Here is an 11272-nt window from a genome sequence, read left to right on the forward strand (position 1 = left end):
GCGAGTTCGAATCTCGTCTCCCGCTCCACTTCCCCCCACCTTCTCAGAAGGTGGGGGCTTTTCTTTGGCTCATCACTCGATTTTGAGGGTGGCCGCATCAAAAGGAGCGACCGGATATTGCGGATTCATCTCCTCCAGCGTGTTCACCAGAATCTGGCTGACCAGCAGATTGCGAAACCATTTCCGGTCGGCGGGGATCACGTACCAGGGCGCGGCGGCTGTGCTGGTGGTCAGGGCGTCCTCGTAGGCGGCGGTGTAGTCGTCCCAATGGGCACGTTCTTCCAGGTCGCCGGGGTTGAATTTCCAATGTTTGCTGGGGTCGTCCAGGCGGGCCTGGAGACGCTCCTTCTGCTCTTCCCGGCTGATGTGAAGGTAGAACTTCACGATCCGGGTGCCCGAATCGGTCAGCAGGGACTCGAAGGCCCGGATATGTTGCAGGCGGCGTTCGGCCAGCTGCTTGTCGATCAGGCCGTGAACGCGGGTCACCAGAATGTCCTCGTACTGGCTGCGGTTAAAGACGCCGATCATGCCGAGGCGGGGCGCACGGGCGTGGACACGCCACAGGAAGTCGTGGGCGCGTTCCTCCTCGCTCGGCACCTTGAAGTTGCTGATCTGCACGCCATTCGGGTTGAAGGCCCCGATCACCTTCTTGACGGTCCCGTCCTTCCCACCGGCGTCGCGGGCCTGCAACACGATCAAAAGCGCCTGCTGTCCCTCGGCGTAGAGGCGCTCCTGAAGATCAGCGAGGCGGGTCTGAAGGCCGGGCAGGAGCGCCTCACCCTCCTGTTTGCTGAGGCCGCCATGGTCGTCGGTGTTCCAGTCGCTGAGCTGAACGGCGCGATCCGGGCGAACACGGTAGGGGTCGGGGTTCATGGCAGAGGCTAACACGCCTTTCTCTCACACCAGGGCGCGGGCGCGTTCTTCCACCTCCTCCCACTCGACGGCTGTCTGGCGACCCGCATCGAACTGGGCGGTGAGGTCGTTGTGCAGGGCGTGCAGACCGGGATGCTCCTTGCCCAGTTCGGTGCCCGTATGCTGCTTGATCAGGAAGATCAGCCCGGCCAGGCCGCTGTCCTTGGTGAGGCTGAGGTCGAGGGGCCGTCCGAGCAGATGGGGCACATCGAAGGGCGCGTACATGGGCCAGAACTTGTTCAGCCCGTCGGCGTGAATGCCGGCGCGGGTGCGGTGCGCGTCGCGGCCATAGAGCGGGTACTTGGCCGGAACGCCTTGCCCGAGGCGGTCATACAGGTCGGCCAGAGCGTTCAGCGCCAGGTAATCGGGCTGGCCGGGCAGGAGCTTCAGGCCGATCAGGTGGAGCAAGACGCCCTCCAGGGGGGCATTGCCCGTGCGCTCCCCCTTGCCCAGCAAGGTGCCGTTGATGGCGGCGCAGCCGGCCAGGACGGCGGCCAGGCAGTTGGCGACCACCAGATGCGTGTCGTTGTGGGGGTGGAATTCCAGCCGCTCGCCGGGCACACCGGCGGCGCGCAGTTCGCGGATCATGCCGGGCACACTGCGCGGCCAGGCCACACCTTCCAGGGGCAGGCCGACGCCCACCGTGTCGCAGACGCGGAACTTGGGGGCCTGCGCCTCGGCGTAGGGCGCGGCCAGGTCCTGCACGGCGGCCACGAACGGCAGGATGAACTCACGGGGCGCGCGGGTGGCGTCTTCCAGGTGCAGGCGGGGACAGAGTCCGGCGTCGAGCACGGCCTGCACGGCGTCCAGATAGGTCCGCGCCGCCTGGGCACGGCCGCCCGGGGTGAACTTGTGGAAGGTGTGGTAGTCGCTGGCGCTGGCGAGCATCCCCGTCTCGTGGACGCCCAGACCCGCCACCAGGTCGGCATCCTTGCGGGTCGCGCGAATCCAGGTGGTCGGCTCGACGGGATGCCCGGACCGCCAGCGCTCCAGCGCGCCTTCCAGCATTACGCGGTCGGCGGGGCGGTACACGAAGAACTCGGCCTGCCGAATCGCCCCCGAGGTGCCGGTAAAGGCCCCCATCAGGTCGTAGATCGCGAGGCCATCCGCCGCCGTGAGGGGCAGGCCGCCTTGCTGCCCGTCGCGGTGGGTGGTTTCGGTGGTCCAGGCGACAGGCGGAAGGGTGGCGGGCCTGCTCCCCGGCGCCCAGACCACCTGCGGAAAGTCGTGCGGGGGGAAGGCGTCCGGGAACAGCTCGGCCTGCGGCACATCGGTCACGGAGAGGGCAGGGGTCATGGCTGCACGGTAGCCCTGCCCGTGAGGGTCGTCAATCTTGATTGCTGGATCAATGTTAGTCTGGAAAAAGATGCCCTCTGGACCTGCCCGCACCCTGAGCACCCCCGAGGCGACGGCGCTGCTCGGCGTCAAGCCCGCCACGCTTTATGCCTATGTGTCGCGTGGGCTGATCCGCAGCGAACCCGGTCCGGCCGGCACCCGTGAGCGGCGCTACCACGCGGAGGATGTGCAGGAGCTGATGCGGCGCCAGGGGGTGAGGCGCAACCCGGAAGCCGCCGCCGAGGAGGCGGTGCAGGGTGCCCTGGCCTGGGGGCTGCCCGTGCTGGACAGCGCCCTGACCCATATCGCGGACGGTCGGCTGAGTTACCGGGGACGAGAAGTGACGCGGTTGGCCGAAACCGCGACGGTCGAGGAAGTCGCTGCCCTGCTGTGGACGGGGGACGCAGGGGGCTGGACGCGGCTGCCCCTGCGTGCCCGGCTGACGCTTGCGCCGCTGCCCCGCGCGGACACCCCGCTGGAGGCCCTGGGCTTCGCGCTCGTTCACGCGGGGGCACACGATCTGGCCGCGCTGGATACCCGGCCAGCGGCCCTGCCCGCCGGTGCGGCCCGCGTGCTGAGCCTGCTGTACGGCACGCTGGAGCGGCAGGAGGGGGTGCCCCCGGCTCCCGACCTGCCGCTGCACGCGCGGCTCGCCCGCGCCTGGGGCGTGGACGCGGCTGGGGCTGAGCTGCTGCGCCGCGCGCTGGTGCTGCTCGCCGACCATGAACTCAACGTCAGCGCGTTCACGGCGCGGGTGGCGGCGGGGGGAGGAGCCAGCCTGCACCACACCGCCCTCGCGGCGTTGGGCGCGGTGCAGGGCACGCAGCACGGTCTGGCGAGTGCGGCCGCCCACGACCTCTTGCAGCGGGCGCTGGACAGCGGTCCCCAGCTTGCCCTGCGGGAAGCCACGCGCCGCCATGCCCACCCCCCCGGCTTCGGGCACCCCCTCTATCCGGTGGGCGACCCGCGTGGCCGTGCCCTGCTGGCCGCGCTACAGGCGGCCCGGCCTGAGGCCCCCGCCGTGCGGGCGGCTTTTGCGCTCGTGGACCGGATGCGCGGGGAGACGGGCGAGGCCCCGAACGTCGATCTGGCCCTGGCCGCCCTGGCGCGGACGCTGGGCCGGGGCGCGCAGGACGCCGTCACCCTGTTCGTACTGGGCCGCACTTCCGGCTGGCTGGCCCACGCCATCGAGGCGCGGACCGGGGGGCAGTTCATTCGGCCCCGGGCGCGGTACGTGGGCCGGTCGGAGGAGTGAAGTGAGGGCCTGAGGCGCGCGGCAGGGGGGTCCCGCCCTACGCCGCCTCTGCCCGGCGCTTGGCCCGTGCCAGCGCGAAGGCGCGTCCACCCAGCAGCGCCACCAGCACGGCCCCGGCCAGCGCGACGCCCAGCGCGGCGGGCAGCCCGACGTGTCCCGCGATGAAGCCGATCAAGGGAGGACCGAGCAGGAATCCGGCGTAGCCGATGGTGGCGACCTGGGCGATCCCCCGACCGGCAAGAGCGTGCCCGGCGGCCCCGTACAGCACGGGCACCACGTTGCTGAGGCCCAGCCCCGACAGCGCAAAGCCCAGCGTGGCGGGCAGCGGGTCCCGCACCAGCAGCGCGAGGCCCAGCCCCAGGGCGGTCAGCAGCGCCCCGCCGCGCACGGTCACCTCGTCGCCCAGGCGGGTGCGGACGCGGTCACCGAACCAGCGGCCCAGGGTCATGGCGGCCACGAAGGCGGTGTAGCCCAGCCCCACGCTGCCGCCCGCCGCGTGCAGCACGTCGCGGAAGTACAGGGCCGCCCAGTCGTAATTGGCCCCCTCCGCCAGCATCCCCAGGAAGCACAGGCCGCCCAGCAGCAGCACGGCGGGGCTGAGGGGCGCACGGGCCCTCGGAGCCGCCTCCTCCGCCTCTGGCCTCGCGGCAGGCGGGTCGGGCAGCAGCTGGCGGCCCGCGATCAGCCCGGTCAGGGTGGTCACGCCCACGACCAGCCCCACGTGTGCCAGCACCGGCACCCGGCCCAGCAACGCCGCCCCCAGCAGCGCCCCCAGCACCCCGCCCAGGCTGAAGTAGGCATGTAGGCGGCTGAGGATGGGCCGTTTCAGCGCCTGTTCCACCGTGACGCCCTGCGCGTTCATGGCGACGTCCAGAACGCCGTTGATGGCCCCCAGCAGCGCCAGCGCCAGCATCAGGGTGAGCAGGTCCGGCATCAGGAACGGCAGGGCGAGGGCCAGCATGCACGCCACCACCGCGGCCCGCGTGACCCGGTCGCTGCCGAAGCGGGCCGTCCACCCCCCCGTGAGCGGCATGCTGAACAGAGCGCCCAGGCCCACCGCCAGCAGCGCCAGCCCGACCTGCGTCTCGTTCAGCCCCAGCCGGTCGCGCACGCTGGGAATCAGGACGGCCCAGGTGGCGAACAGGGCACCATTGACCAGAAAGATGGCGCTCACGGCGTGGCGGGCCTGGTCTGCCCGCCGGGACGGCGAAAGGGACTGCGCGGTATCGGTCATGGCCGGGAAACCTCGGGAAAAGGAGAAGCAAGGCGGATCTGAAACGATTCAGACATGCGGAACATACGCTAGCATCTCCCCATGCCCCCCGCCAAGCCGCCCGCCCGCCGCGTCACCCTGCGTGACGTGGCTGCCCGGCTGGGCGTGTCGCCCGCGACCGTGAGCAACGCCTACAACCGGCCCGACCAGCTTTCGCCCGAGTTGCGGGACCGGGTGCTGGGCGCGGCGCGCGACCTGGGCTACAGCGGCCCGGACCCGTTGGCCCGCAGCCTGCGCCGGGGCCGGACCGGGGTGATTGGGGTGGTGTACGACGCGCCGCTGGACTACGCCTTCGCGGACCCCGCCGCCGCGCTGTTTCTGGGCAGCGTGGCGCAGACCCTCCAGGGGGCGGGGCTGAATCTGCTGCTGCTCTCCTGCGTTCAGGACACCGCACCCGTCCGCACCGCCAGCGTGGACGGTCTGATCGTGTCCTGTTCCGCCGAGGGCAGCGAGCTGCTGCGCGCCGTGCTGGCACGGCAGTTGCCGACCGTTCTGGTCGAGCAGAACGCCCAGCCGGGCACCGCCAGCGTCACCCTGGACGACCTGACCGGCGCGCGCGAGGCCGCCGCCCACCTGCACGCCCTGGGCCACCGCGAGATCGGGGTGCTGACGCTGGAAGTCGGGCCGGGCCGTGCGGGAGGACCGTTCACGCTGGAGGCGGCCGGACAGATCGCCTACCGGACCACCGCCCGCCGTCTCCAGGGGTACCGTGCCGGGGCGCCGGGGGCCACGCTGCACCTGACCGCCACGGGTCTCAACACCCCGCAGGAGGGCGAGGCCCGCGCCCTGGAACTGCTGCGCGCCCAGCCGCAACTCACCGCCCTGCTGTGTATGAGCGACGTGCTGGCCCAGGGGGCGCTGCGCGCCGCGCACAGGCTGGGTCTGCGGGTGCCCCAGGACCTCAGCCTGATCGGCTTCGACGACCTGCCCAGCAGCGCGGCGCTGGACCTGTCCTCCGTCTGGCAGCCCACCGCCGAGAAAGGCGAGCGGGTCGGGCTGGCCCTCCGCGCGTTGCTGGACGGCCAGCGGCCCCCGGATGTGGACTTGCCCACCCGCCTGGTCGTGCGGGGCAGCGCCGCCGCGCCGCGTCTGGACTGACCTTCCGGGCTGACTGTCTGAGCCAACTGTCCGGGCCGACTGTCCGGCCCTCCCCAGTTCCGGCGGCTTATCCTGGGTGCATGAAACTGCTGGTGGTCGGCGGAGCGGGATACATCGGGTCGCACACGGTACGCCAGTTGCTCAGGGCGGGCCATCAGGTCGTGGTGTTCGACAACCTGTCGAGCGGCCACGCCCAGGCGCTGCCCCCGGAGGTGCCCCTCATTCAGGCCGACCTGCTGGACGCGCCCAGCGTGAAGGCGGCGCTGGAGGCCCACCAGCCCGACGCGGTGATCCATTTCGCCGCGCTGATCGAGGTGGGCGAGAGCATGCGCGCCCCGGCGCGGTACTACCGCAACAACGTGGTGGGCAGCCTGAATCTGCTTCAGGCCATCGTGGAGACGCGCAAGGTGCCGCTGGTGTTCTCCTCGACGGCCGCCGTCTACGGCACCACCGACGCCGTGCCGATTCCCGAGGATGCCCCGCTGCACCCCGAGAGCGTCTACGGCGAGACCAAGCTGATGACCGAGCGGATGATTCACGCTTTCCACGTGGCGCACGGCCTGCCCTACACGGTGCTGCGCTACTTCAACGTGTGCGGCGCGGCCCCTGACGGGAGCATCGGGGAGGCCCACCCGAGCAAGACGCACCTGATTGAACTCGCCTGCCTGACCGCCCTGGGCCAGCGCGAGAAGATGATGATTTTCGGGGACGACTACCCCACCCCCGACGGCACCTGCATCCGCGACTATGTCCATGTGCTGGACCTGGCCGACGCGCACGTGCTGGCGGTGGAGGCGCTGGTGCGGGGGCAGCAGGACGCCGCCACCTACAACGTGGGCCTGGGCCACGGCTTCAGCGTGCTTCAGGTGCTCGACGCGGTGGACGCCGTGACGGGCCGCCCCCTTCACCGCGAGGTCGCCCCCCGCCGCCCCGGCGACCCGCCCCAGCTGGTGGCCGACGCCCACCGCATCGTGGACGGCCTGGGCTTCAAGCCGCAGTTCACTGACCTCAGGGAGATCGTGCAGACGGCCTGGAACTGGCACCGGACGCACCCGCACGGGTACGAGCAGTAAGCGGCGCAGGATGTTCCCGCTCTGGCTCCTCCTGGCCTGGAGCGGTGTGGCGGTGGGCGCGGCAGCCTGGACGCCCGCGCAGCGTCAGGCCTATGCGGTCGCCGCCCAGAACATCCTGCGAACCTGTGTGGAAACCCTGGAACAACGGCGGTCCGCGTGGCCGAGTGATCAGCCTCCCGGCGACTGGGACGGGCAATCCTGCGTGACGCTGGTTCCCGGGCTGTCGGAGGTTGCCCCGGACGGCGTGCAGAGTGTGGTCAGGCTGCACCCGGAAACGCTGGAAGGGTATGCTGTCACCGTGACGACCGCCCAGGGTGACAGGGTGACGTGGCCGACGCCGCCCACCCCCAGGCCGGCCCGGGCCGGAGAACTCGGGCTGATCCTGGCAACAGATGCGGCAGGCTGGTTCGCCCGCCTGCTGGGTGTGCTTGTCACCGGCGGGGTAGGCTGGCTCTGCGCCTTCTGGGCCAGCTTTCGGAAGGTCGCCTGGCTGGGTTGGCTGGGTATGCTCGGCAGCCTGGGCCTGCCCGCCTTCCTGCTGCTGGCGGGACAGGGCGGAGCCGATCTTGTCTTTCCTCCTGAACTCGTCTGGTGGCCGCTGGTCGCCTTGCTGGGTGCTGGGTGCTTCACGTTGCCCCGGTCGCTGCACTCTGGGGCGGCGGAGCCGCTTTGGCAGCGCCTGGGGGTGGGCCTGCTGGCGATGGTCATGCTGGCCCTGTTCGGGCTGCTGACGGCCGCGAAGGTGGAACAGTCCTCCTTCGGCGTGCAGTTCGGCGCCACTGTGCTGATGGCCGTGCCCGTGGCGGCCCTGCTCATGAGCGTTGCCGTCCTCCGGAACCGCCGGAACGCGCCGGGCTGACGTTCAGAATGTCTTGCTTCGCCTTCGTGCAACACGACCTCCACCGCCGCCTGCTCGCGCAGGAGGTGGCGCGGCGTTGTCTCCCTGGGCCGGGTGCTGCACGGTCCTAGCGGCGGGCGCTCCGGCACTGACTGGCCTCCCTCCCCGCTGTGAATGACCGCCCCCTGCTCCCATCGACGCTGATGTGGGAGCTGCTGCTGGAAGGGGAGGAGGGGCGGCAGGAGACGTTCCGTGAAGTGACAGACTGGCTGCTCTGCCGCCTGTAGTGCCCATCAGCAAGAGGGACAGCGGACGCTCCCGCTGCCCCTCCTCCGTCGTTCCTTACCTTCCTACACGTCCTCGCTCCCGGTGTCCATCCGCACCACCTTCGGCGTGAACTGCGCCACCACCTCCACGAGGTCGCTCTGGCGGGCCAGGACGTTCTCGATGCGTTTGTAGGCCTGCGGCGCCTCGTCGATGCCGCCGCCGATCAGGGTCACGCCGCGCTCTTTCAGGTACGCCTGCACGTCGCGCTTGGCGAGGGTATTCGCGGCGGCTTTGCGCCCCATCTGGCGGCCCGCGCCGTGGCTGGCGCTGGCGAGGGCGCCTTCGTTTCCCAGGCCGCGCACCACGAAGCCGGGGTCGGCCATGCTGCCGGGAATCAGACCCAGTTGGCCCCGTTCGGCGGGCGTCGCGCCCTTGCGGTGGACGATCAGGTCATGCTCGCCCACCCGCTGTTGCCAGGCGAGGTTGTGGCTGTTGCCCACGCTGGCAGCGGGCGTCACGCCCAGCGCACGGGCCAGGCGGGCGTGAATCAGGTCGTGGTTGGCGAGGGCGTAGCGCCCGGCGAGATTCATCGCCTGCCAGTAGGCCTGGCCTTCCTCGCTGTCCAGCGGCAGCCAGGCGAGCTTGCGGGCGGCGGGATCGAGCGTGGGGTGCAAAGCCTGCGCGAGCCGCGTGAAGTGGTTCGCCACCTGTGCCCCGAAGCCGCGCGACCCGCTGTGCGACAGGACGGCGAGGTACTCGCCCGCCTCCAGGCCCAGGTCACCCTGCGGCAGCGTGAGGGTGCCGAACTCCACGAAATGGTTGCCGCTGCCCGACGTGCCGATCTGCTCGGCGGCCTTGCCTTGCAGGTGGCGCAGCAGCGGTTGCGCGCGCCAGGTTTCCTCGTGCAGCACCTCGTGGTCGCCCCGGAAACTCTTCTCGAAGCTCACGCCCGCGCCGAAGCGGGTGTGCTTGAGCAGCAGCTTGCGGGCCTCGTCGGGACTCAGGCTGCCCGGGTTCAGCGGCAGCACGCTCAGCCGCATCGAGCAGCCGATGTCCACGCCGACGCCGTAGGGGATCACGGCGCCTTCGGTCGCCAGCACGCCGCCGATGGGCAGGCCGTAGCCGACATGCGCGTCGGGCATCAGCGCACCGGAGCGGGTGATGGGAAGCTGCATCGCCACGTCCATCTGGGTGCGGGCACCCGGCTCGATCAGGTCCTCGCCCCACACGCGGTAGGGGAGAGGGGTGGGGCGCAGGTCGGCACTCCTGCGGGCCTGCCGTGCGGCCCCCTGCTTGTGCAGTTCTGCGGCCAGGTCGGCATACACGCCGCCCGTCAGGTAGCTTTCCGGGTTGGCCTGCACGGCCTGGAGTTCGTCCAGAATCTCGGTGCGGCTCAGGCCCGCTTCCCCGCGCACCTCGGCGGCGGTGAGGGCCAGTTTGATGGCTTTCTTTTCAAAGCCCAGTTTGGTGATCTGTTTTCCGTTCATGTGGGGTCCCTGTGGGTGAGGACCGGGAGAGGCGTGCGCCGCCGCCCCGGTCGCCTGGGTCTTCTTCTGCGTGTTCCGGTCTATCTTCGCGTCCGCGTGGCATGTTCGCCTCCCTTCGTTTCTTTACTCGGCTTCACTCTGCCGTGTGCGGCGGGCACCGGGCATCGGCCAGGTGACGGAGGGCCTATAGAGCATTTGACAGAATTACGGCCCCCGGGGAACGGCGCCCCAGGTGCCTCCATTCTGCCCAATGCTCTTCCTGAATTCGCTCGCTCCGCTCGGCCAACGAACACGGAACACCACCGCATTCTTATGGCAAATGCTCTATGCCAGTTCAGCTTCAGCGCACGGCGGGCCATCCGGCACCGTCGGCGGCGAGGTGCCGGGCACCCAGCGGCACGCGGCGTTCCAGCCGGAAGCCGAAGCCGGTCCAGCTCCACTCGCTCAGGGCGGTGCTGGCGCTGTCCCGGCCCCGCGCGTAGGTGCTTTCCAACGTGACCAGGTGACCACCGGGCAGGACGGTCAGCGCGGTGACGGGCCGGTAGAGGGCGCTCCCGCCCCAGAGGGGCCGGAAGGTGCCGTCCGGACGCGGCTTCAGCACCAGCACATGCGCGCTGTCGCCCCGCGCGTCCCGGTTCGCCACGATGGGGGAGGGCCGGGACTCCCAGCGGCGGGTGGGCCAGTCGCGCCAGGGCCGCCAGACGGCCAGCACGCATTCGGGTGTGCCGTCGCCGGTCACGTCGGCATACGCCTGCGCGCGCACGTCCCAGTCTGCGGGCAGGCGCAGGGGCGGGCAGGGCCTCGCGGGCCGGACGTGGGCGGCGGGCCGGGGAATCCCGTCCGCGTTCAGGACCTGCCAGACGGACGCCCCTCCCCCCGCGAGCGCCGCGCCCGCCAGCAGCAGAGGAAGCAGCAGGCGCGTTACGGGCACGCCGGAAGCTCCAGCCGGGCCAGGGCGGCGCGGCGTTCGTCCGGCCCGGCCCGGCTGACCCGCCCCGCGCGGTAGCGGGTCGCCACGGCGCAGGCGTCCAGGCCACCCGGCCCCAGCGTCACCCGCACCACCGCGCCCAGCCGCGCGGAGGGGTAGGGCTGGTCCAGCAGCAGGTTGCCCAGGCTGTAGAGCACCAGGGTCCGGCCCAGGCGTTCCCGGCCCTGGAGGACGTGAGGCCCGCTGCCCACCACCAGGGTCGCGCCCGCCGCCGCCAGTTCGCGGGCCAGCCGGCGTTGCCGCGCCGTGACCGGGCTGTACTCGGCCCCCCAGTGAACCCCCACCACCACGGCCCGCGCCTGCCGCGCCCCCTCGCGGATGGCCGCCAGCGGTGGGGGCGTCCGGCCATCGTCCCAGAAGGCGACCCACGCGACCGGCACGCCCCGGATGTGCGTGAGGGTCAGCCCGCGCGTGACCGGCACCAGGCCGCGCGCCCGCAGGGTCCGCCGGGTCTGGGCCTGTCCCGCCGCCCCGCCGTCCGCCGCGTGGTTGTTCTCCACGCCCAGATGCGTGAACGGCGCGAGGGCCGCCACGCCTGCCGGGGCCGCCCGCAAATCCAACCCGCTCCCGGTGAGCGCTGCCGTCGTCAGGGGTGATTCCAGATTGCCGAAGGTGGCGTCGGCGGCCAGGGCGGGCCGGATGCCGGCCAGGGCGCGGTCCCAGTGTCCCGCGTTCGCGGTCGCCACGTCCCGCGCTGCGCTCACGTCCCCGGCCAGCGCGAAGATCGGCGGCGCACCCTCCCGCCC

10 protein-coding genes are annotated in these 11272 nt (G+C 71.4%); 4 read left to right on the plus strand and 6 right to left on the minus strand.

Annotated features, from left to right (window positions below):
* Window positions 1-72 precede the first annotated feature (72 nt).
* Both DEIPH_RS11815 and DEIPH_RS11820 read right to left on the minus strand, forming a co-directional pair.
* Entirely contained in the window at window positions 73-873 is an 801-nt protein-coding gene (locus tag DEIPH_RS11815; protein ID WP_034358292.1) for a polyphosphate kinase 2 family protein, read from the minus strand.
* A 24-nt stretch (window positions 874-897) separates the two neighbouring features.
* Entirely contained in the window at window positions 898-2208 is a 1311-nt protein-coding gene (locus tag DEIPH_RS11820; protein WP_034358294.1) for a beta/alpha barrel domain-containing protein, read from the minus strand.
* A 70-nt stretch (window positions 2209-2278) separates the two neighbouring features.
* Between DEIPH_RS11820 and DEIPH_RS11825 the strand changes: the two genes are divergently transcribed.
* Complete coding sequence (locus DEIPH_RS11825) at window positions 2279-3502, plus strand: citrate synthase family protein (RefSeq protein ID WP_034358295.1); 1224 nt, start codon at window positions 2279-2281, stop codon at window positions 3500-3502.
* A gap of 37 nt (window positions 3503-3539) precedes the next feature.
* Here DEIPH_RS11825 and DEIPH_RS11830 read toward each other — a convergent pair whose 3' ends face one another.
* Window positions 3540-4736 carry an MFS transporter gene (locus DEIPH_RS11830; RefSeq protein WP_034358297.1) on the minus strand — a complete coding sequence of 399 codons (1197 nt, stop codon included), beginning with the start codon at window positions 4734-4736 and terminating at the stop codon, window positions 3540-3542.
* Window positions 4737-4817: 81 nt separating this feature from the next.
* On the opposite strand from DEIPH_RS11830, the gene DEIPH_RS11835 reads away from it, so the two are divergent.
* From DEIPH_RS11835 to DEIPH_RS11845, 3 genes are all read left to right on the plus strand, one after another.
* Window positions 4818-5873, plus strand: a complete 1056-nt coding sequence (locus DEIPH_RS11835) for a LacI family DNA-binding transcriptional regulator (RefSeq protein ID WP_051517340.1) — start codon at window positions 4818-4820, stop codon at window positions 5871-5873.
* An 80-nt stretch (window positions 5874-5953) separates the two neighbouring features.
* Entirely contained in the window at window positions 5954-6946 is a 993-nt protein-coding gene (galE, locus tag DEIPH_RS11840) for a UDP-glucose 4-epimerase GalE (RefSeq protein ID WP_034358299.1), read from the plus strand.
* Window positions 6947-6956: 10 nt separating this feature from the next.
* Window positions 6957-7805: a hypothetical protein gene (locus DEIPH_RS11845; RefSeq protein WP_034358302.1), complete on the plus strand. Its 849-nt coding sequence runs from the start codon at window positions 6957-6959 to the stop codon at window positions 7803-7805.
* A gap of 329 nt (window positions 7806-8134) precedes the next feature.
* Here the strand turns inward: DEIPH_RS11845 and DEIPH_RS11850 are convergent, their stop codons facing one another.
* The 3 genes from DEIPH_RS11850 to DEIPH_RS11860 form a co-directional block, all read right to left on the minus strand.
* On the minus strand, window positions 8135-9538 hold the full coding sequence (locus DEIPH_RS11850; RefSeq protein WP_034358304.1) for an RtcB family protein: 1404 nt from the start codon (window positions 9536-9538) through the stop codon (window positions 8135-8137).
* Between the two features lie 340 nt (window positions 9539-9878).
* Window positions 9879-10469 carry a hypothetical protein gene (locus DEIPH_RS11855; RefSeq protein WP_162834006.1) on the minus strand — a complete coding sequence of 197 codons (591 nt, stop codon included), beginning with the start codon at window positions 10467-10469 and terminating at the stop codon, window positions 9879-9881.
* A partial coding sequence (locus DEIPH_RS11860) for a CapA family protein (protein WP_051517341.1) occupies window positions 10460-11272 on the minus strand: 813 nt, incomplete at its 5' end. The genes DEIPH_RS11860 and DEIPH_RS11855, both read right to left, overlap by 10 nt.

Source organism: Deinococcus phoenicis (assembly GCF_000599865.1).
In the GTDB taxonomy this organism is placed as follows: Bacteria; Deinococcota; Deinococci; order Deinococcales; family Deinococcaceae; genus Deinococcus; species Deinococcus phoenicis.

What these genes read in the sequence shown, in the direction of transcription:
- DEIPH_RS11815 (WP_034358292.1), bottom strand. Translation starts at nt 873, where the DNA reads ATGAACCCCGACCCCTACCGTGTTCGCCCGGATCGCGCCGTTCAGCTC.
- DEIPH_RS11820 (WP_034358294.1), bottom strand. Translation starts at nt 2,208, where the DNA reads ATGACCCCTGCCCTCTCCGTGACCGATGTGCCGCAGGCCGAGCTGTTC.
- DEIPH_RS11825 (WP_034358295.1), top strand. Translation starts at nt 2,279, where the DNA reads ATGCCCTCTGGACCTGCCCGCACCCTGAGCACCCCCGAGGCGACGGCG.
- DEIPH_RS11830 (WP_034358297.1), bottom strand. Translation starts at nt 4,736, where the DNA reads ATGACCGATACCGCGCAGTCCCTTTCGCCGTCCCGGCGGGCAGACCAG.
- DEIPH_RS11835 (WP_051517340.1), top strand. Translation starts at nt 4,818, where the DNA reads ATGCCCCCCGCCAAGCCGCCCGCCCGCCGCGTCACCCTGCGTGACGTG.
- galE (WP_034358299.1), top strand. Translation starts at nt 5,954, where the DNA reads ATGAAACTGCTGGTGGTCGGCGGAGCGGGATACATCGGGTCGCACACG.
- DEIPH_RS11845 (WP_034358302.1), top strand. Translation starts at nt 6,957, where the DNA reads ATGTTCCCGCTCTGGCTCCTCCTGGCCTGGAGCGGTGTGGCGGTGGGC.
- DEIPH_RS11850 (WP_034358304.1), bottom strand. Translation starts at nt 9,538, where the DNA reads ATGAACGGAAAACAGATCACCAAACTGGGCTTTGAAAAGAAAGCCATC.